General features: G+C 46.6%; 19 protein-coding genes and 1 riboswitch. Of the genes, 15 read left to right on the top strand and 4 right to left on the bottom strand.

The window, feature by feature from the left end:
• Position 1: 1 nt before the first annotated feature.
• Together ASF99_RS11485 and ASF99_RS11480 are read right to left on the bottom strand one after the other, a co-directional pair.
• Complete coding sequence (locus ASF99_RS11485) at positions 2-796, bottom strand: glycosyltransferase family 2 protein (protein ID WP_035396406.1); 795 nt, start codon at positions 794-796, stop codon at positions 2-4.
• A gap of 56 nt (positions 797-852) precedes the next feature.
• Positions 853-1092 carry a NifU N-terminal domain-containing protein gene (locus ASF99_RS11480; RefSeq protein WP_023469118.1) on the bottom strand — a complete coding sequence of 80 codons (240 nt, stop codon included), beginning with the start codon at positions 1090-1092 and terminating at the stop codon, positions 853-855.
• Between the two features lie 456 nt (positions 1093-1548).
• Between ASF99_RS11480 and ASF99_RS11475 the strand changes: the two genes are divergently transcribed.
• From ASF99_RS11475 to ASF99_RS11435, 9 genes are all read left to right on the top strand, one after another.
• A complete protein-coding gene (locus tag ASF99_RS11475; RefSeq protein WP_023469117.1) occupies positions 1549-3816 on the top strand; it encodes a ribonucleoside-diphosphate reductase subunit alpha in 2268 nt (755 codons plus the stop codon).
• Positions 3817-3834: 18 nt separating this feature from the next.
• Positions 3835-4323, top strand: coding sequence for a flavodoxin domain-containing protein (locus tag ASF99_RS11470; RefSeq protein ID WP_023469116.1), 489 nt, complete (start codon positions 3835-3837; stop codon positions 4321-4323).
• Positions 4292-5335, top strand: a complete 1044-nt coding sequence (locus tag ASF99_RS11465) for a ribonucleotide-diphosphate reductase subunit beta (protein ID WP_023469115.1) — start codon at positions 4292-4294, stop codon at positions 5333-5335. The genes ASF99_RS11470 and ASF99_RS11465 overlap by 32 nt, the downstream gene beginning before the upstream one ends.
• Before the next feature lie 436 nt (positions 5336-5771).
• On the top strand, positions 5772-6164 hold the full coding sequence (yugI, locus tag ASF99_RS11460; RefSeq protein WP_012371159.1) for a S1 domain-containing post-transcriptional regulator GSP13: 393 nt from the start codon (positions 5772-5774) through the stop codon (positions 6162-6164).
• 136 nt (positions 6165-6300) lie between these two features.
• Positions 6301-7467: an iron-containing alcohol dehydrogenase gene (locus ASF99_RS11455; RefSeq protein WP_023469114.1), complete on the top strand. Its 1167-nt coding sequence runs from the start codon at positions 6301-6303 to the stop codon at positions 7465-7467.
• A 113-nt stretch (positions 7468-7580) separates the two neighbouring features.
• Entirely contained in the window at positions 7581-8930 is a 1350-nt protein-coding gene (locus tag ASF99_RS11450) for a glucose-6-phosphate isomerase (protein WP_023469113.1), read from the top strand.
• A 172-nt stretch (positions 8931-9102) separates the two neighbouring features.
• Positions 9103-9576 (top strand): RNA deprotection pyrophosphohydrolase, encoded by a 474-nt coding sequence (gene ytkD, locus ASF99_RS11445; RefSeq protein WP_023469112.1) that lies wholly within the window; start codon positions 9103-9105, stop codon positions 9574-9576.
• Positions 9548-10312, top strand: a complete 765-nt coding sequence (locus ASF99_RS11440; protein ID WP_023469111.1) for an alpha/beta hydrolase family protein — start codon at positions 9548-9550, stop codon at positions 10310-10312. Before ytkD ends, ASF99_RS11440 begins: the two co-directional genes overlap by 29 nt.
• A gap of 167 nt (positions 10313-10479) precedes the next feature.
• On the top strand, positions 10480-11733 hold the full coding sequence (locus tag ASF99_RS11435; protein WP_035396409.1) for an EAL and HDOD domain-containing protein: 1254 nt from the start codon (positions 10480-10482) through the stop codon (positions 11731-11733).
• A 230-nt stretch (positions 11734-11963) separates the two neighbouring features.
• On the opposite strand, the gene pckA is transcribed toward ASF99_RS11435, so the two are convergent.
• On the bottom strand, positions 11964-13532 hold the full coding sequence (pckA, locus tag ASF99_RS11430; RefSeq protein ID WP_193748193.1) for a phosphoenolpyruvate carboxykinase (ATP): 1569 nt from the start codon (positions 13530-13532) through the stop codon (positions 11964-11966).
• Positions 13533-13766: 234 nt separating this feature from the next.
• Positions 13767-13893: riboswitch (SAM riboswitch) on the top strand.
• A gap of 128 nt (positions 13894-14021) precedes the next feature.
• Here pckA and metK point away from each other — a divergent pair.
• The 3 genes from metK to ASF99_RS11415 all read left to right on the top strand — a co-directional run bounded on the left by metK (position 14022) and on the right by ASF99_RS11415 (position 16639).
• Entirely contained in the window at positions 14022-15230 is a 1209-nt protein-coding gene (gene metK / locus ASF99_RS11425) for a methionine adenosyltransferase (protein ID WP_055968819.1), read from the top strand.
• 137 nt (positions 15231-15367) lie between these two features.
• Positions 15368-15856 (top strand): GNAT family N-acetyltransferase, encoded by a 489-nt coding sequence (locus ASF99_RS11420; protein ID WP_023469107.1) that lies wholly within the window; start codon positions 15368-15370, stop codon positions 15854-15856.
• Positions 15857-15934: 78 nt separating this feature from the next.
• Positions 15935-16639, top strand: a complete 705-nt coding sequence (locus ASF99_RS11415; protein ID WP_035396459.1) for a serine aminopeptidase domain-containing protein — start codon at positions 15935-15937, stop codon at positions 16637-16639.
• Between the two features lie 50 nt (positions 16640-16689).
• Here the strand turns inward: ASF99_RS11415 and ASF99_RS11410 are convergent, their stop codons facing one another.
• Positions 16690-17289 carry a class I SAM-dependent methyltransferase gene (locus tag ASF99_RS11410; protein WP_255343803.1) on the bottom strand — a complete coding sequence of 200 codons (600 nt, stop codon included), beginning with the start codon at positions 17287-17289 and terminating at the stop codon, positions 16690-16692.
• A 153-nt stretch (positions 17290-17442) separates the two neighbouring features.
• On the opposite strand from ASF99_RS11410, the gene ASF99_RS11405 reads away from it, so the two are divergent.
• The 3 genes from ASF99_RS11405 to ASF99_RS11395 all read left to right on the top strand — a co-directional run bounded on the left by ASF99_RS11405 (position 17443) and on the right by ASF99_RS11395 (position 20578).
• Positions 17443-18621, top strand: a complete 1179-nt coding sequence (locus ASF99_RS11405; RefSeq protein ID WP_023469104.1) for an MDR family MFS transporter — start codon at positions 17443-17445, stop codon at positions 18619-18621.
• Positions 18622-18804: 183 nt separating this feature from the next.
• Positions 18805-19839, top strand: a complete 1035-nt coding sequence (locus ASF99_RS11400; RefSeq protein WP_055968813.1) for a GNAT family N-acetyltransferase — start codon at positions 18805-18807, stop codon at positions 19837-19839.
• A gap of 94 nt (positions 19840-19933) precedes the next feature.
• Positions 19934-20578, top strand: coding sequence for an HAD family hydrolase (locus tag ASF99_RS11395; RefSeq protein ID WP_055968810.1), 645 nt, complete (start codon positions 19934-19936; stop codon positions 20576-20578).
• Positions 20579-20612: the final 34 nt, after the last annotated feature.

Genomic DNA, 20612 nt, shown 5'->3' with positions numbered 1-20612 from the left:
ATCACTCACTTTCTGTCAATTGACCATTGAAGGTACGGCGGGTCTGGCGCAATCGTTCGCGTCGCTCAGCCTGGACGATATGGAAGTTCTTCATTTCATTTGTCGGAAGTTGGTGTTTTTCAACGAGGCGTTCAAAAAAGACGCGTCGCGCTGCATCCTGACGTGCGGATTCATGATTACCTGATGGATTGAAAGCATATAAGACGGTCGCGCGCGCCGGGTGCAGTATTAAATGATCCTTGCCGACGCGTAAAATCCAGTCCCAGTCCCAGTAGTTGAAGACGTCTTCGTCAAACAGACCAAGTTGATCGTGGAGCGATTTACGGTAGAGCGACCCGGACGGAATATATGTCGAGTCTTCTCGAATCGTCTCCGGATCGTACGGATATGCGAACGGCTCAGAATCAAGTGCGATCCGGTGATCGCCTTCCCAGCGATACGTAAAGAGCTCCGCGTCCGTATAGGTGAGATCAGCACCAGCTTCGAGATCGCCGACCGCTTCTTCGAGGTGACTCGGTAATAAGAGGTCGTCGTCGTCATGAAGTAAGATATACCGACCGGAAGCGAGCGTGACACCATGATTTCGAGCACGAACATGATGGTTTTCAGGTAACGCGACATAGGTCAGTTGAAGACGGTCCTGATAGGCAGCCGTCACTGCTGAGACATCGTCTCCATTATTGTTTAAGACGATGACTTCGAAGTCTTGATAGTGTTGACGCGTCAATGCTTCTAGCGCTTCTGCTAATTCACGAGGACGATTATACGTCGGAATGATGATGGATACGGTTGGCATCAGTGATCGCTCCTTGAACAAAGACACCTGTCCAGGAACAGGTGTCTTCTTGTTTTTTACATGTTTGCTTCAATGCGTGGTAACAGTTCGTTCCATTCTGCTTCTGGTTCTTTCGTAACCGTCACGAAGTCGCCGTAAGCGAATAGATTGTCGATGCCATCAAGGGCGATCAGTGATGCGAGCAACGCATCTTCAGGTGTATCTTCTTTTTTGACACTCGTACTTTTAGCACCGAAGCGCTGTTCTTCGAGCGTGATTTTGACGGAATTCGGATTTGGTGTGTAATCGACTTGCATGAGGTAAGCTCCTTTCAACGTACATACGTATATGCCGTCTTTTCGTGATAGATGGATGGAATCCTTCTTCCTGATAGACGGAAGATCGATACGTTCAGTATATCAGAAAATTCGAAGAGAATATTTTTCTTCTAGTAGGAGAAATGGACCATCTTTGTTTTAACGGTTCACTTGACCTTATAATGCATTTTACTCGCTATCTCAATATATCTCAAAAGGCGTCATGATGCCTTTTTCAAATTGTTTTACCTGAATTTCAAAGCAAGGGGTTATTTTTTTGAATTTCAATGATAACCTATATCTTGTAGATTAACAGGTTTAAAAACGCTAAAAACGTCTATATATAGAGTGAGAGTTGTAGAGTTCCTTCTATATGTAGGACGTCTTTTTTTAGTTTAGCGTATTTCATCGTCTAATGCGAACCTGTTTAACGATAGAGAATGGGAGTGGTTCATAGTGGCATCTCCACTGAATACAGCACGCATCTTTAAAGGTGCAATGACAATAGAAGACGTATATGTCGTGATTAGACAAGCAACGGAAACGTATCCGGAGCTTGATATCGACCGCTATACTGAACGTGCCATCCGAGCGCTTGAAGGAAAATCCCTACAAGCCGATCAAGTCTATGAACTGTTAACGATGCACGCACTCGATATGTTAAAGGCAGAAGAGCCGAACTGGACATTCGTAGCGACAGCGACTTACTTAAATCGGTTATACCTTGAAGCAGGTGAAAATCGCGGATATGCAGCAGAAGAACGGTATGGTTCGCTGTATACGCTGATTGAAAAACTGACAGAGATCGGCATCTTCACGAAACATTTACTAGATGCGTATTCGAAGGAAGACATCAACGAACTGTCGGCAACGATCGATCCATCCCGCGACCACTTGTTCACATACATTGGTCTTCGAACACTGGCAGACCGGTACCTCGCACGTGATCACGTCAAAAACTTGTACGAGCTACCACAAGAACGATTCATGGTCATCGCGATGACACTGATGCAAAACGAACCGAAAGAACGTCGTTTAGAACTCGTCAAAGAGTCTTACTGGGCATTGTCGAATCTCTACATGACAGTTGCGACTCCGACGCTTTCGAATGCTGGTAAGTCTTACGGTCAACTTTCTTCATGTTTCATCGATACAGTCGATGATTCGCTACGCGGCATCTACGACTCGAACACGGACGTGGCGACACTTTCTAAAGGTGGCGGCGGAATCGGCGTCTACATGGGTAAGATTCGCTCACGCGGCTCAGACATCAAAGGCTTCAAAGGTGTCTCAAGCGGTGTCATCCCGTGGATGAAACAATTGAACAACACGGCAGTCAGCGTCGATCAGCTCGGTATGCGCCAAGGATCGATCGCGGTGTACCTCGACATCTGGCATAAAGATATCCTCGAATTCCTGGACGCGAAGCTCAACAATGGGGATGAGCGACTTCGGACACACGACTTGTTCACAGGTGTTAACTTACCAGACCGTTTCATGCGTGCCGTCGAAGCACGAGAAGACTGGCATTTGTTTGACCCACATGAAATTCGTACCGTTATGGGCTTCAGCCTTGAAGATTACTTTGATGAGACGGAACAAGGGGGCAGCTTCACGGAACGATACGAAGCGTGTGTCAACGAACCGCGTCTCAGCAAAAAAACAGTTCCGGCAATCGATCTCGTCAAACGCTACATGCGTTCGCAACTTGAGACAGGAACGCCATACATGTTCTTCCGTGACGCCGTTAACCGTGCGAATCCGAATAAACATGCAGGCATGATCTACTCGTCAAACCTGTGCTCGGAAATCATGCAGAACATGAGCCCGACGACCGTGACGGAAGAGTACACGGAAGACGGTAAGATCATCGTCACGAAGACACCAGGGGACTTCGTCGTCTGTAACTTGTCATCGATCGCACTTGCACGTGCAGTTCGTTCTGACGTCTTAGAGCGATTGATTCCGATTCAAATGCGGATGCTTGATAACGTCATCGACTTGAATACGATCGATGTCCCGCAAGCACAATTGACGAATCAAAAATACCGTGCCGTTGGTCTTGGGACGTTCGGTTGGCACCATCTACTCGCACTCGAAGGCATCCGTTGGGAATCGGTCGAAGCGGTACAATACGCAGACCGTCTCTACGAGAAGATCGCTTATTTGACGATCGATGCGTCGATGCAACTTGCGAAAGAGAAGGGCGCGTACCGTCTCTTCGAAGGTTCGGAATGGCAAACAGGAGAGTACATCAAACGTCGCCACTATAAAACGACGGATGAACTCGATTGGGATCGTCTCCAAGCGGACATCACGGCGTACGGAATGCGTAATGCTTACTTGATGGCAGTCGCACCGAACTCATCGACGGCGATCATTGCGGGTAGTACGGCATCGATTGATCCAATCTACAAAAAAGTCTACTCGGAAGAGAAGAAAAACTATAAGATTCCAGTCACTGTTCCAGATTTAACACCGGAAACGAACTGGTTCTATAAATCAGCGTTTGAGATTGACCAGCTATGGAGCATTCGTCAAAATGCTTCGCGTCAGCGTCACATCGACCAAGCGATCAGTTTCAATTTGTACGTGAAAAATAACGTCAAGGCGAAAGAGTTACTCGAGATGCACATGGAAGCATGGCAACTCGGGATGAAGACGATCTACTACACGCGTTCGACGACGGTTGAAATCGACGAATGTGAATCGTGTTCATCATAAGATAAGGAGGACGATATCATGAAGGCAGCAATCGTATACGCGTCATTGAGTGGAAACACGGAGGAGGTAGCAGAACTCGTCGCGAAGACGTGTTCTGAGATGGGAATCGAGCCGACGATGTTGTTTGCGGACGAAGTGACGACGTATCAGTTAATGCCTTATGATATCGTCTATTTTGGTTCGTATACGTGGGGGGATGGGCAACTACCCGACGATATGCGCGATTGTCTTAGAACCGTTCTGAAGGAGAGTTCGCATGCGATTCCGCAGGCAGCTGTTTTTGGAACAGGGGACAAGATGTTCGTCAAATATTGTCGCGCCGTTGATGAGATGGCGTATCATCTCTCGAAATTCGGGGTGCCACTTGCCGGCGAACTATTGAAAATCGAGCAGTCACCACGCAATCGCCCGCATCTCGTCAAGGAATGGACGAAACGGACCATTCTTCAATTACAGCAAGAAGGAGTCGAAGCACATGGAACAGCTACAAAAAATCAAACTGCTTGATGCACGTCATCCGAATCGCGCGACAGCGATCATCGGTGGCGAAACGAGTGCCATCGTCAACTGGAACGATATTGCGTATCCACAGTTTTATTCGATCTACAAACAACTGTTATCGAACTTCTGGATCCCAGATGAGATCTCGATGTCGAAGGATATGCAGCAGTGGAATCAATTGAGCGAACGGGAACAGGATGCCTTTAAACGAATCATCGGGCTACTCTCGATCCTTGACTCGGTTCAGACACGTTATATCTTGGAATCGGCAATGTTCACATCGGATTCATCGGTTCACGCGATTCTTGCGATCGTTGCGCAACAGGAAGTCGTTCATAATCAATCGTACAGCTACGTCTTATCCAGCTTGGTTCCATTGGCTGAACAAAACCGGATTTTCGATATCGCGAAAGACGATGATATGGTCATGAAGCGTAATGCATTCATCCTTGATTTATATGAAGATTTCCAAAATGACCGGACTCCAGAGAACTTCGCGAAATCGCTCGTTGCTTCGATCGTTCTTGAAGGGATCAATTTCTATTCTGGCTTTGCTTTCTTCTATAACTTAGCACGTCATCAAAAGATGGTCGGAACATCGACGATGATCAGCTACATTCAACGGGATGAATTACAACACTCGTACTTCATCAGTCAATTGTTACGTGCTGTCCTGTCGGAGCATCCAGAAATTGATGCCGATGGCTCCTTCACACAATTCGTCTACGACACGTTCAAGCGTGCCGTCGATCTTGAAATCGAGTGGAGCGAATATGTCTTGCGTGATCTAGACGGTCTTGATGTCAGTGAAATGCGTGATTACGTTAAATATCTCGCAAACAAACGCCTTCGCGTCATCGGTTTGTCGGATCTCTATGAAGGGCACGACGAAGACGTCATGCCATGGATTCGTGCGTATTCAGATGATTCGATGAACGCGACGAAATCGGACTTCTTCGAACAAAAATCACGTTCGTATGCGAAAGTAACCGATGCGAATGGATTCGACGATCTGTAAGTAATAAATAGATCAATTGATGATTGCTTCTACTCTATATTTCCTTTACGCTAGGACAGGCGAGGTTCTGCTCGACTCCTGCGGAAAAACAAGTCATCATGACCCTGGAAGATGCGACGCATCTAAAGCGGCATGAGGGCTTGTCCGCGGAAAGCGAGCAGACCGAGACTGTCCGTTTTATTTGATAGTCTTATCTGTCTTTCGTCTTTCTCGTTTCAAGCATTACTTTTCTTTGTCACTTAGGTCAATTCAACAAAAGAACAAAAAAAGGGCCGAACTCGGAAAGTTCGGCAGAATCAGGGGGAATACTTGAAGTCTTGCTACTAAAATGTTCCCTCGTGAAATAAAAAATAAACAAATTCCAAAAATATTTTTTACGATACAAGAAAAGTGTGTTATTATAAGTTGATGAATTTAGTTAGGGAGTGTATACATTATGGCAAACTTTGAAAAAGACCAAGTCGTTACTGGTAAAGTAACTGGTATTCAAAACTTCGGTGCTTTCGTAGCACTTGACGAGCAAACACAAGGTCTCGTCCACATCTCAGAAATCTCACACGATTACGTAAAAGACATCAACGATTACGTAAAAGTTGGCGATGAAGTAACTGTTAAAGTTCTCGACATCGACGAAGCTAACAAAAAAATGAAGCTTTCGATCAAAGCAACTCAGGAAGCTCCAAAACGTGAAGCACGCGCGAAAGGTCCACGCAAAAACGCTGGACGTCGCGATGCAGGTCCTGCTTTCAAACAAGAAGAAGCACCTGGATTCAACGTTCTTAAAGGTAAATTGGAAGAATGGATTGAAAAATCAAACTTCCAAAAATAAGCCACATGAGAGAATCGACATCGGTCGGTTCTCTTTTTTTATGCGATTTTTACATAGAATAAGCATTAAATTAGATGCGAAAGGGGAATGTGTGGATAATGTAAGGTGTTCATTACTTATTGAGGAGGCAACACAGATGGAAAACTTTGAATATCGCAATCCAACAAGACTTATTTTTGGTGACGGTCAAGTCAGCCAACTGAAACCACAACTCGAAGCACTCGGTGCAAAGAAAGTCATGCTCGTCTTCGGTGGCGGCAGTATTAAACGTAATGGCGTCTATGATGATGTCACACGTGAACTCAACGCGGCAGGAATCGAGTACGTCGAATGCGACGGTGTCGAACCGAACCCGCGTATCGAGACAGCAGAGCGCGGTATCAAAATCGCACGTGAAGCAGGTGTTGACGCATTGCTTGCACTCGGTGGCGGTTCTGTCATCGACTGCACGAAATTGATTGCTGCTGGTATTCCTTATGAAGGCGAAGCATGGGATCTCGTCATCGGCAAAGCAACACCAGAGACAGTCATTCCATTCGGAACAGTCTTGACGCTTGCAGCAACAGGTTCTGAGATGAACTCAGGATCCGTCATCACGAACTGGAAGACACAAGAGAAATACGGTTGGGGAAGCCCGCTTACGTTCCCAACATTCTCAATCCTTGATCCGAAGTACACAGTCAGTGTGCCAAAAGATCAAACAATCTACGGTATCGTCGATATGATGAGCCACTGCCTCGAGCAATACTTCCACCCTGCGCATGCGCCGGTCCAAGAACGGATGACAGAAGGTGTCATGAAAGCAGTCGTCGAAGCAGCACCGAAACTCGTCAACGATCTCGAGAACGTTGAACTTCGTGGCACGATTCTCTTCGCTGGTACGATGGCGCTCAACGGTGTCCTTCAAATGGGCGCACGTGGCGACTGGGCATCACACAATATCGAGCACGCGGTTTCAGCTGTTCACGATATCCCGCACGCAGGTGGACTTGCGATCCTCTTCCCGAACTGGATGCGCCACGTACTCGACGAATCAAACGCACATCGTTTCGTCACACTCGGTGAGAACGTCTTTAACGTTGATACGGAAGGTAAATCAGAGATGGAAGCAGCACACGCGACAATCGACGCAATCAGTGCTTTCTGGACATCACTCGGTGCACCGAATCGTCTCGCTGATTACGACATCAAAGAAGATACAGTTGACGCAATCGTCAAGTCAGCAATGACACGCGGCGACTTCGGAAACTTCAAATCACTTGGAAACGAAGACGTTCGTCAAATCGTGACAGCTGCCCTATAACAATCTGTAACATTTGCTACTCATTTCACAAAAGACTTGAACGACCTTCCTTCTTGCGTTTTAATGAAAAGGAAGGTCGCATTTCGTTGCGAATGAATAAGGAGGACGATGGCATGTCAACAGTACGTTTTGATTATTCGAAAGCCCTACAATTCGTAGGTCAACATGAAGTAGATCATATGGCGGAAACGGTAAAGACGCTTCACCATGCGATTCATGCAGGAACAGGTGCAGGAAGTGATTTCTTAGGATGGGTAGATCTTCCGACGAATTACGATCAAGCGGAATTTGCACGCATCCAAGCGTCTGCAGAAAAAATCAAGTCGGATTCTGATGTGTTGTTAGTCGTCGGAATCGGCGGTTCGTATCTCGGAGCGCGCGCTGCGATCGAGATGCTCGGACACTCATTCCATAACTTGTTATCAAAAGAAGATCGCAAAGCACCACAAATCATCTATGCAGGTCATAATATCTCATCGACGTATCTGCACGATTTATTCGAAGTCCTCGAAGGAAAAGATGTATCGGTCAACATCATCTCGAAATCGGGTACGACGACAGAACCAGCAATTTCGTTCCGTCTCTTGAAATCGTTCATGGAAGAGAAATACGGTAAAGCAGAAGCCAAACACCGGATTTATGCAACGACGGATAAAGCGCGTGGTGCATTAAAAACACTCGCAGACTCTGAAGGATACGAGACATTCGTCATTCCGGATGATGTCGGCGGCCGTTTCTCTGTGTTGACACCGGTTGGTCTATTACCGATCGCAGCAGCTGGTATTTCAATCGAAGAGTTGATGCAAGGTGCCCGTGACGCGCAAGAGCGCTACGCGAGCGAAAACCTAGCTGACAACGAAGCGTATCAATACGCGGTCGTTCGAAATGCGCTCTATGCGAAAGGGAAGACGATCGAGCTTCTCGTCAACTACGAACCAGCACTTCATTATGTGTCAGAGTGGTGGAAACAATTATACGGCGAGTCAGAAGGAAAAGACTTCAAAGGAATCTTCCCAGCAGCAGTCGACTTCTCGACGGATCTTCACTCGATGGGACAATACGTCCAAGAAGGTCGTCGTGACCTGTTCGAGACAGTCATCAAAGTCGGTCAAGCACGTCATGCATTGACGATCGAAGAAGATGCTCAGGATCTCGATGGATTGAACTTCCTTGCAGGGAAGTCGATTCAATTCGTCAACGATAAAGCAGCAGAAGGTACGTTGCTTGCGCACACGGACGGACAAGTACCGAACTTGACAGTCGAACTTCCAGAGATGACACCGTATCACCTCGGATTCCTGTTCTACTTCTTCGAAAAAGCTTGTGCGATGAGTGGTTACCTCCTCGGAGTGAACCCATTTGATCAGCCAGGCGTCGAAGCGTACAAGAAAAACATGTTCGCTCTTCTTGGGAAACCAGGATTCGAAGCAGAAAAAGCAGAACTCGAAGCACGTTTGAAGTAATATGAAACGACAGTCGATCGTTCCCTAGTGGAACATCGGCTGTTTTTTTGTCTTTAGCGGATGATAGTAGGCTATCATTTTCCAGATTTACAGGTAATCCTAGCGTTTTCACTTTTAGAATACCCGTGAAACAGGTAAAGTGAAGTTAGAAGAAGAAATGAGGTGCACGTACGTGATTACATTCTTGGATTATTATCAAAATCAAGTGGAGTTAAGTTTTGATGACCATCCGTTCTCGGATCGTCCCTTGCACGTATGGGTCATTGCCGTGTACGAAGGAAAATGGTTGCTGACCCATCATAAGCAACGTGGTTATGAATTTCCTGGTGGAAAGGTTGAACCAGGGGAAACGGCGGAAGAAGCTGCACGTCGTGAAGTGATGGAAGAGACAGGTGGGGAAATCGATTCCCTCTCATATGTCGGGCAGTATCGGGTTGCCGGAAAAGGCGATACGATCATCAAAAACATCTACTTCGCGCAAATCGGATCATTGTCGTCTCATCTTGCCGTGGATGAAACGGACGGTGCTTTTCTATTCGAGGAACTCCCTGAACGTCTCGATACGAATCGACAATACAGTTTCATGATGAAGGACCGTGTCCTTCCGGAGACGCTCCGTGTACTTAGCGAACGCCGATTGGTTTGAACTTCCGCGGCAAGGTCCGTTTCGGACGTTTCGGATGTTTTATACCACAGCGGATGGAGAACGGGTCGGTGCCTATATCGTACTCCCGCAAGTTGCGAACGGTCAGGGAATTCTCTACTTGCGTGGTGGAACGCGTTCGATCGGAATGGTCCGACCGACTCGATTGCTCGCGTTCGCACAGGCAGGCTTTTTTGTCATGGCACCTTTCTATCGAGGGAATCTAGGCGGCACGGGAAAAGAAGACTTTGGACATCACGATATCGAAGACGCCTGCAGCGCCTTTGACTGGTTACAGCAACGTGTTTCGCATGTTCACGCATTTGGATTTTCACGTGGTGGACAGATGGCACTGCTCCTTGCGCATCACCGTCCAGTCGCTCGAACGGTTTCCTGGGCAGGGGTGACGGAGTTGACGTGGACGTATGAAGAGCAGAAGACGATGCAAAAGATGCTGCGGCGATACACGGGAGGTACACCAGATACGGTTCCTGATGAATACGCGGTTCGCTCGCCGCTCCATGTCGAACCTCAAGGTGAAGTGTTATTGATTCACGGTGCGTATGATGAGAACGTTCGTTTACGCCACGCGACGGCTTATGCCGCACGTTATTCCGAAAAAACGATGCTTCAGACTTATGCCTATGCCCATCAATTTCCGATTCATGACAAGTTGCGTGTGACGCGGAATGTGTTGAATTGGTTTGAGACTGGTATATGGAATCCGGATGAAAGGTGATAGTTCAAGCAGTACGACCAATGTCGTGCTGTTTTTTTGTGTTACGGAAAATGGCATAGAATTAAAAAATAAGAACATTGATATGTTGTAAAAAACAATAATCTCCTAAAAAGTAAACTTTGATATAATAGATGACATCAGAGAAGAATAGAGGGGGCATGAGAACGATGGATATCTTATTAGCACGTCAACCCATCGTTAATCGAGTAGGTTCGATTGATGCATTTGAACTATTGTATCGTTCGATTGAACAAATCAGTGTGTTTGATGGTGATTTAGCGACGATGGATGTTTTGACGAATACACTTGTTCATATGGGAGTAGATCATGTAGCAGAAGGCAAGAAGCTATTTGTTAATTTCACGGCAGAGCTGTTGAAAAGTGACTTGATTCATTATTTGGATCCAAGCCAATTCGTCATTGAAATTCTAGAAACAGTTGAGATCGATACAGAGATGCTGTCTGTTCTACATAGTTGGAAAGACGCGGGCTTTACGTTAGCACTCGATGATTTTGTGACGGATTTACTCCGACAGCATGGAGCGGAATTGTTTGAGTTGATCGATTTAATTAAAATCGACATCGAGACGATTTCCCCTCGCGAGCAAAGTGCTATCCTCCATATTGTTCGTCGCAATTATCCTCATATCCGAATGTTGGCTGAGCGTGTCGAAACGCACGAAGATCATACACGGTGTCTTGACATGGGATATGACTGGTTTCAGGGATATTTTTATGCTAAACCGATGTTGATGAAAGGAAAGGCGGTCCCACCGCAACTACCGGTTTTGTTAAAAATGTTGAAATGGCTCGATACGGATGAAAAGTACGATGAGGTCGTTGATGAGATTGAAGCGAATCCCTATATTAGTATTCAAGTGTTACAGCTGATCAATTCTCCAGGAATGGGTTTACGCAATACCGTCAGTTCCGTTCGTCAAGCGATTTCACTGCTTGGCTTTTCGCAACTCAAAAGTTGGATTTCGTTGATTGTTTTACGTGAGATGAAGCTTGCTAGTCCTTATGAGTGGTCAAATGAGTTATTACGGTCCTCTTTACACTGTGCGAAGCTCTGTGAACTCTTTGCTACCGAAACCCGAACACTACAACCGGAGAGTGCTTACATGATTGGCTTGTTATCGCACATCGATGCGTTATTATCTGTTGATATTGACGATATCATCGATCAATTGCCACTCGAAGATTCTCTGAAGATTGTTCTACAAGGAAAGGATCATCCGTTTCGGGATTGTTTAGTGCTTGCGATTAGTGCAGATCGAGGTGATTTTGATCAGTTTGAACTGCTGAGTCAGCGTTTAAATGTATCACTTCCGCGAGCCTATGCATTACTGACGGAAAGTCAAGAGTGGCTCATGCAGCGAGAAAAACATATTCAAGAAGAGTCAGACTCAATCATATAACTAAAAAAGAGTTTGAAGACTTTTTTCTAGACATAAGACGACGTGTAATCATTCTCTTAACTGAGTAGGATTACACGTTTTTATTCGTCTCGAATCGCCTAATAGGAAGAATTTCTAAGGATTAAGGAGTAACTAAAAAATCTGAGTCCGTGAAGACCGGACTCAGATTTTTTAGTTACTTGATGTAAATTCGGTGTCTATCTTTTTGATGCAAGTCAGAAAACTCTACTTTATAGGCGCGGACCAGCTGACTTGATCGCATCCGTCGCACTCTCGAAACGAAGGAAATTGTTCTGGAATTTCTCAGCAAGCGAACGCGCTTGTGTGTCGTATTCGTCCGGATTCGACCAGACGCGTACCGGGTTGAGTAACTCACTTGGAACACCAGGAACTTCGAGCGGCATATGAAGTCCAAAGATCGGGTGTTCTTCTGTTGGAATCGTTGCAAGTGTGCCGTTAACGGCAGCGTTGACCATCGTCCGTGTATAAGATAGCTTCATGCGGCTACCTGTTCCGTAAGCACCGCCTGTCCAGCCCGTGTTGACGAGATAAACGGTAACACCATGACGATCAATCAATTCGCCGAGCATCGTCGCATACTTTTCAGGCATCAGTGGAAGGAATGGTGAACCGAAGCACGTCGAGAAGGTCGCTTCTGGTTCCGTGACCCCACGTTCTGTTCCAGCGAGTTTTGATGTATATCCTGATAGGAAGTGATACATCGCTTGTTCTTTCGTCAATTTGCTGATCGGAGGCAAGACGCCGTACGCATCAGCTGTCAAGAAGACAATCGTCTTCGGATGACCAGCGCGTGACGGAACAGCGATGTTATCGATTGCCGTAATCGGATAAGCAGCACGCGTATTTTCCGTCAACGATGTATCATCGTAATCAGGATGACGGGCTTCGTTGAGTACGACGTTCTCAAGGACGGTTCCGAAACGGATCGCGTCAAAGATTTGCGGTTCTTTTTCACGCGATAGATTGACCGTCTTCGCGTAACATCCGCCTTCGATGTTGAAGACACCATCGTGCGACCAACCATGCTCATCGTCACCGATCAATTGACGGCTATCATCGGCTGAAAGGGTGGTCTTACCAGTACCAGATAGACCGAAGAACAAGGCGACGTCGCCTTCGTGTCCGACGTTTGCCGAGCAGTGCATCGAAAGGACGTTTTCTTGTGGCAAGAGGTAGTTCATGACGGAAAAGATCGACTTTTTGATTTCTCCAGCGTATTCCGTTCCACCAATCAAGACGATTCGGTGTTCGAACGACATCGCGATGAACGTCTCGGAGTTCGTTCCGTCAACGGCAGGATCTGCTTTGAAATGTGGCGCGTAGACGACCGTGAACGGTTCGAAGGCAGCCACTTCAGGATACTCGCGTAAAAAGAGTTGTTTGGCAAACAGGTTATGCCAAGCATATTGTGTGAGCACACGGACCGGAAGGGTGAAGTGCGTATCTGCTCCAGCAGCAGCTTCTGTGTAGTAGAGATGATCAGCTTCGTTCATGTAACGAAGAACCTTTTGCAACAATTGTTCAAATTTGTCTCCATCCATTGGTTGGTTGACATGACCCCAATCAATGTGAGACTCGCAGGAAGAATCACGGACGATGAACTTATCTTTTGGTGAACGACCTGTAAATTTCCCCGTTTCTACAGATAATGCGCCGTTCTCAGCAAGGACACCTTCTTCGTTTCGAATCGCATGTTCGACAAGTTCAGCAACAGATAGTTGTTTGAACACATGCTCTTTCTTGAGTAGTTCTTCGATATTCAGGACCGTCATCGGCATCCTGACCCCACCTTTCCCCTACGTTGGTTTTGGCTCACTGTATTTAGTATGACACATTTATTATATATGACATACTAAAGAGAGAGCAATCATTTTCTAGTGCTGATTTCTATTTATCTGGAAACGCTTTCAGCATTAACAGTTTAACATCTCTTTCAAAAAGTTTCGACTAGAATTTGAAACCTTGCTTGACAGAGTAGTTACAACTTTATATCATGTAATTCGTAACGGATACTCTTATTCTGAGCAGGTGGAGGGAACAAGGCCCGAAGAAACCCGGCAACCGTCCTACATTAATTCACATATTAATGAGGGAAAAGGTGCTCTCCTGAAGCGAAGTAAACACTTCGAACGATAAGAGGGTAAAGGAAGAACGCACAACCTTTCCCTGACCATTTTTTGGACTTGGAAAGGTTTTTTTCATTTTACCGTCCCACTCAACTAGGGGAAATGAGTACACCGTCAAATTCTTTTTTGGGAGGGTCATACATGACAAACCTTAATCGCCGACTATTCACGTCGGAGTCAGTCACTGAAGGTCATCCAGATAAAATCTGTGACCAAATTTCGGATTCAATTCTTGATGCAATCCTCGCAGCGGATCCAAACGCGCGTGTTGCGGCAGAAACTTCTGTTACAACAGGTCTCGTTCTCGTTGCAGGTGAGATCACGACATCCACTTACGTCGACATTCCAAAAGTCGTTCGTGAAACGATTCGTGAGATCGGTTATACACGCGCGAAATACGGTTTCGACGCGGACACATGTGCTGTATTGACATCAATCGATGAGCAATCAGCAGACATCGCTCTTGGTGTAGACCAAGCGCTTGAAGCACGTGAAGGTAGCATGTCTGATGCAGAAATCGATGCAATCGGTGCAGGAGACCAAGGTCTCATGTTCGGTTACGCAACGAAAGAAACACCAGAACTCATGCCACTTCCAATCTCGCTTTCACACCGTCTCGCACGCCGTTTGGCAGAAGTGCGTAAAAACGGTCAACTCGACTACCTTCGTCCGGACGGAAAAACACAAGTCACGGTCGAATACAACGAGAACAACGAGCCGGTTCGTGTCGATACGATCGTCATCTCGACACAACACGCGGAAGAAGTTACGCTTGAGCAAATTCAAGCTGACTTGAAAGAACACGTCATCACACCGGTCATCCCGGCTGAATACATCGACGCAGCAACGAAATTCTTCATCAATCCAACTGGTCGTTTCGTCATCGGCGGACCACAAGGAGATGCTGGATTGACGGGTCGTAAGATCATCGTTGATACGTATGGTGGATACGCACGCCACGGCGGTGGAGCATTTTCTGGTAAAGATCCAACAAAAGTCGACCGTTCAGCTGCATACGCAGCACGTTACGTCGCGAAGAACCTCGTTGCTGCAGGTCTTGCAGACAAAGCAGAAGTTCAACTCGCGTACGCAATCGGTGTCGCGCACCCGGTATCAATCGCGGTTGATACATTCGGTACAGGAAAACTTCCTGAAGTACAACTCGTCGAATTGGTTGCTGAAAACTTCGATCTTCGTCCGGCTGGAATCATCAACATGCTTGATCTCCGTCGTCCGATCTATCGTCAAACAGCTGCATACGGTCACTTCGGTCGTACAGATGTTGAGCTTCCATGGGAGCAAACAGATAAAGCAGCAGTTCTTGAAGAACAGGCAAAACGTTTCGCATAATCAAAAAGTCCGAGAACCCTATGCGGGTTTTCGGACTTTTTTGTTTACGGGGAACTTTGCAGGAAACGAATGTTTTTTCTAGAAGAGGGTAAAAGTACATGAGTCGATTCGTATGAATACAAAGGGGGGTTCCGATTATGGAAATACGCGAAGCTATTCCAGCCGATGCAGGACGTATTCATGACATTGCCGTCACATCCTGGTTGGATACGTATGCAGAAATCTATTCCGAGCGCTCGAAAGCGCATTTCGTGCAGGAAGCGTATCCGCAAGAGGAGGTTGTTCGTGCGATCCGGACGGCAGAAGAAGCACGGGGAGAGTATTTTTATGTCGGAATCATCGATGAGGAAATCGTCGGTTTCATTCATGCTGTTGATGTTGAGGGAACGTGGGAAATCATTCGTCTGTACGTCTTACCGAAATATCAGCAAAACGGAATCGGACGACGATTGATCCGTGAACTCGAACGACAAGGAGCCGTCCCACTCGAAGTATACGTGGAGGCACGTAACTATAAAGCGCGTCAGTTCTTGACCTCATTCGGTTTTGAAGAACTCAGTGAGATGACGGAAGAAGTCTTTGGGCAAGTAGAATCTGTCATTCGCCTTCGCCATGTCGCCTCGTGAAATCCGTCTTGGGACGGTTTTGTGTGCGTTTGAAATAAGATATCGTAAATAGGAAGTATGAAGTGAAGAGGTGAGTTTGTGGTTGAACAACCAACAGGAATCATCGTATTAGTCTATCCGTTACAACTGCGTGCCCGTCCGAGTGAAGCTTTGATTCGGGTACTCGAACGAGAGTATGAAGTATTGCTCGTCGACGCCCCACGTCGTATCTCGTTTGAAGAACATGGTCAACTGTTAAAAGAAGCATTACGTGAAGCCGGGAAACGCAAGCTACCGATTCATATCGTCGCCTGTAGCATGGGCGCACTCGTCGTCAATCGTCTGTTGCAAGAATATGAATTACCGGTAGCAAGCCTTGCATTCATTTCACCGTTGTTTGATTGGCACCCTTCGAAACAACTCGGAGGCGTCAAACAAGTCTTCGCAAGTGCGTTCGATCGTTTCCGGCCCGATGCGCCACTCGGTACGTTGCCGTTTGGTCAAAGTACGGAAGATACCGTTCGCATCGGTGAACTGACTTATGCACAGTACCGGGAAATCGAAGAAGAGATCGTCGTACATGACGAGGAACGAAAAAAACTGCCGCGTGTGAACTTGGCTTGTTTTTATGCACCGGACGATCAGTTCGCAGACGTCAAGTTGACACTTGAAGTATGCCGGAAAATGGGTGGCGATCAGATTTACTTACAACGTCTACACGGTTTTCCGCATTTTAGTTTCGAACGGTTGAACACACGGTTTGCAGAAAAATTAATGTTGTTCTTTAAGCTTGTGGAAGAATGAAATAACAAAAGTGATGCCTCTAAAAAAGGAGCATCACTTTTTTGTGTCCATCATCCGCGTACTTTTTTCTCGATCGCGATGATGAACGGGGGATGATTTTGTTGGTTCAAGAAGCGATACTGGAGAACGGCATAATCTTGCTGATCAAGGGCTGTGACGTAATCGAGGACAGCGTCACGTTCTCGTTTTCCTTCCAGGTGGCCGTGATAGACGACGAGGACGACAAGACCGCCGGGAGCGAGGACCGGGAGGAGAGCATCGAGTGCTTCAAGCGTCTCTTCTCCGGTCGTCGTGATCGATTTATCGCTTCCAGGCAGGTATCCGAGATTGAAGACACCAGCGCGGACTGGACGTTGTTCGTCCGAAAGACGGGCACCGACATGGATGTGGCTTTCATGATAAAGGTCGACACGTGCTAACATTCCGGCTTCGTCAAGACGTCGCGTCGATTCCTCAATGGCTTGTGCCTGGACGTCGAACGCAAGGACCCTTCCTTCTGGACCGACACGTTCTGCTAAAAACTGTGTATCATGTCCATTTCCGGCAGTCATATCGACGACGCAGTCTCCGGGCTCGATAACGGACTCGAGTAATTGTTTCGTATAAGGTAATACACGGGCAAGTGACATGGCATAGACTCCTGTTCCTATAGTCTGTTTTTCTAGTAATGGTTCAGTATGTGCAAGATTCTTTCTGCATTATATCATTTTTTGATTCGTTGACGAAAAGCGAAGTAGCTTGACAGTTAGGGGACGGATTGCGTAAAGTGGCAAGGTTGAGAATGAAATAGGAGGACTACAGGTATGCCAAAATTACCAAAAGCGGTCTGGATCCTCGTCCTTGCGATGGCCATCAATACGACGGGATCCTCTTTTTTATGGCCGTTTAATACATTATATATTCATGAATATTTAGGAGAGTCGATGACAAAAGCAGGGATGGCATTGTTCGTCAACTCGGCCTTAGCAATCGTCGGAAACTACTTAGGTGGAAAAGCGTTTGACCGTCTCGGTGGCAAGAAGACGCTTGTCATCAGTGTCATCGGACTTGTCCTATCTTCAGTCGGCTTATTGCTGTTTCATCAGACGTACCTCGGATACGTCGCGATGCTTGGATTGATTGGATTCGTCGGTGGGATGGTTTTTCCGACGATCTACGCGATGACGGGTGTCATCTGGCCGGAAGGCGGGCGCCGTGCCTTTAATGCGATCTATGTCGCACAAAACGTCGGTGTAGCGCTCGGGACAGCAGTCAGTGGTCAAATCGCTGCCTTTTCGATTCAGTACATCTTCATCGCCAATCTTGTCCTATACATCGCCTTTGCCATCATTTTGTTCGTTGGTTTATCCTGGATTCAAGCACCAGCGCGGATGCATGCGGCACATGACGAGATCGAAACGACACGCACACCCCTTGCGCGCGGTGCAGCACGGACGATGTTGCTCGTCTCGATCGGGTATGCCTTACTTTGGTTCGTTTATGTGCAATGGCAAGGAACCTTTGCCGTACACACGAAATCGCTCGGTGTCACGATTTCCGAGTACTCGATTCTTTGGACGATCAACGGAGCGCTCATCGTGTTCGCACAACCTTTATTAACACCGATTCTTCGGTGGTTTGGAGATGACTTGAAGCGACAATTGATGACCGGTACAGGAATCTTCCTCTTGTCTTATCTGATCGTTCCGTTCGCAGGCGGCTTCAAGATGTTCCTCGTCGCGATGATCATTTTGACGATTGGTGAGATGTTCATCTGGCCAGCGGTTCCTGCTATGGCGGCGAGACTCGCGCCAATCGGAAAAGAAGGAGAGTTCCAGGGATACGTCAATATTGCCGCTTCAGCGGGACGGATGATCAGTCCGACCGTCGGAGGGTTGATCTACGATTTATCCGGTATGTCAGCGGTCTTCTTGACATTGATTGGATTGATTCTGTTAGCAGGCGTCGTATTCCTTCGTGCCATTCCTAAAATCACATCATGAGCATCATCTGTAAGACAGCGGACATTAGATTCGCTGTCTTTTTTTTACATCATTAATGCGCTAATTATAAAACAAATCATTATTAATATGGAATATTTCGGCAAAGAAACGGGTACTTTCTAATCAAGAACTTGAAAAGAAAGTTCATGTGAACGTTGCTTCTTTTTGACTGGAGGTGCACGAATGGAAAGGTGTCAATTCATCACAGATGCCGCAACTTGGACGACACACGTACAGCAACAGCCTCTTGATATCTTCTACAGTCACCAATACGTCACGCTTAACGCTAGACCGTCTGAGCAAGCGGTGTTATTCCGTTATGAAGGTCATGCAGGAACACTGTTCTATCCCTTTTTAAAGCGTCGGATTTTTGATACGCCTTATTCAGATCTCATCACGCCGTATGGCTACGGCGGACCGGAAATCGTCGGTCGCTTAACCGCATCTGAAATGCAGCATGCACGTCTATCGTTTGAAAGGTGGGCGGAGCAAGAATCGATCGTCTCGGAAATGATTCGCTTTAATCCGTTGACGGGCAATGAACGACTCATGCGTGACTGGACGGAAGCTTCTTTCATCCGTCATACGACGAGCATTGATTTGCGCCCCTCACTAGAAGAAATCATGCAGACGTTCCATAAGAAAACGAGAAGTATGATTCGTAAATCGCTCGCTTCACCGTTAACCGTTAGAACAGGAACACGAGACGATTTATCTGTTTTTTTGGCGTTGTATCATGAAACGATGGACCGGAAGAATGCTTCGGCTCATTACTATTTTACGGCGAGTTATTTTGAGCAATTATTTGAAGCGAATCCACTCTGTGAGCCATTGTTACTGATTGCGGAAATCGACGGAGAACCTGTTGGTGGATACTTCGTATTGCTCGGAAAAGAATATGCCCACGGTCATTTGATTGGTTGTAAGCGGGACGAAGCGAAGATGTTCCCGAATCAACGACTTGAGTACGAAGCGATTCTTCAGGCGAAAGAACGCGGTCTCGTCGAACAACATCTCGGAGGTGGATATCAAGAACGAGATAGTCTCTTTGAGAGTAAATGTCGTTACACCGGGTACCGTTTATTTGAGTATCATCAAGGAAAATCGATTCTTCAACCAGCCATATACGATCAGTTGTGTACACGATACGGGTCAGATGCTAATTCGGATTATTTTCCGGCTTACCGACAAACCAGTGTCCAAATGGCGACAAGTTAAACAGTAACTAAATGAAGAAGGTGAAACGACTACATCGTGTAGTCGTTTTTTTGATATGCTGAAATCATGATAGATCAATTGAGGGGGATGTGTCTTGAAAAAACGAGGTCTTATTTTTGATATGGATGGGGTCATCTTAGATAGTGAAATCCGCTACTTTGAGGTCCACCAGCAGATGTTCAAAACGTTATCGATTCCGCTCGATCCGGTTCAGTATGCGACATTCATGGGGAAAACAGGAGATGAGATGTGGGAAGAACTTGTCGCGCAACACGAGCTCCGAGAAACAGCGAGTGCTTTACTTGAGGAAGAACATCGCTTGTTTCAAATTCATGCAAAACCAGAGGCGTGTGGTTTAAAAGAGGGAGTCAAACAAGTCATCGAACAAGCGACGTCTCTTGGTTACGATATCGGGATCGCTTCTTCGAGTTCGCTTCAAAAAATCGAACGCGTCATCCGTCATTACGAGCTTCCAATCACGCATTACGTCAGTGGGGAAGAAGTCGTGCGTTCGAAGCCGGATCCCGCGATTTTTCGACTTGCGGCATCACGAATCGGGCACGCACCTGAGAATTGTCTCGTCATTGAAGACGCTGCAAACGGGATGATCGGCGCAAAAGCAGCAGGTATGGAAGTGATTGCGCTTCTTGATGACCGGATGCCAGCGCAACGCTTAGAACAAGCAGATCATATTGCGCGATCGCATGCGGAAATCGAGGAAATTTTACGGAAGCGTTGACGCTTGAGGAAGAAACAGATTACACTAGGAAAAG

This window comes from Exiguobacterium sp. Leaf187 (genome assembly GCF_001423925.1).
Classification (GTDB): domain Bacteria; phylum Bacillota; class Bacilli; order Exiguobacteriales; family Exiguobacteriaceae; genus Exiguobacterium_A; species Exiguobacterium_A indicum.
Note: the sequence above shows the minus strand (reverse complement) of the source record. Positions and strands in the feature narration are given on the sequence as shown.

Excerpts from the sequence above, each read along its gene's own strand:
- ASF99_RS11485 (WP_035396406.1), bottom strand. The coding sequence starts at position 796 with ATGCCAACCGTATCCATCATCATTCCGACGTATAATCGTCCTCGTGAA.
- ASF99_RS11480 (WP_023469118.1), bottom strand. The coding sequence starts at position 1,092 with ATGCAAGTCGATTACACACCAAATCCGAATTCCGTCAAAATCACGCTC.
- ASF99_RS11470 (WP_023469116.1), top strand. The coding sequence starts at position 3,835 with ATGAAGGCAGCAATCGTATACGCGTCATTGAGTGGAAACACGGAGGAG.
- ASF99_RS11465 (WP_023469115.1), top strand. The coding sequence starts at position 4,292 with ATGGAACAGCTACAAAAAATCAAACTGCTTGATGCACGTCATCCGAAT.
- yugI (WP_012371159.1), top strand. The coding sequence starts at position 5,772 with ATGGCAAACTTTGAAAAAGACCAAGTCGTTACTGGTAAAGTAACTGGT.
- ASF99_RS11455 (WP_023469114.1), top strand. The coding sequence starts at position 6,301 with ATGGAAAACTTTGAATATCGCAATCCAACAAGACTTATTTTTGGTGAC.
- ASF99_RS11450 (WP_023469113.1), top strand. The coding sequence starts at position 7,581 with ATGTCAACAGTACGTTTTGATTATTCGAAAGCCCTACAATTCGTAGGT.
- ASF99_RS11435 (WP_035396409.1), top strand. The coding sequence starts at position 10,480 with ATGGATATCTTATTAGCACGTCAACCCATCGTTAATCGAGTAGGTTCG.
- pckA (WP_193748193.1), bottom strand. The coding sequence starts at position 13,532 with ATGCCGATGACGGTCCTGAATATCGAAGAACTACTCAAGAAAGAGCAT.
- metK (WP_055968819.1), top strand. The coding sequence starts at position 14,022 with ATGACAAACCTTAATCGCCGACTATTCACGTCGGAGTCAGTCACTGAA.
- ASF99_RS11420 (WP_023469107.1), top strand. The coding sequence starts at position 15,368 with ATGGAAATACGCGAAGCTATTCCAGCCGATGCAGGACGTATTCATGAC.
- ASF99_RS11405 (WP_023469104.1), top strand. The coding sequence starts at position 17,443 with ATGCCAAAATTACCAAAAGCGGTCTGGATCCTCGTCCTTGCGATGGCC.
- ASF99_RS11400 (WP_055968813.1), top strand. The coding sequence starts at position 18,805 with ATGGAAAGGTGTCAATTCATCACAGATGCCGCAACTTGGACGACACAC.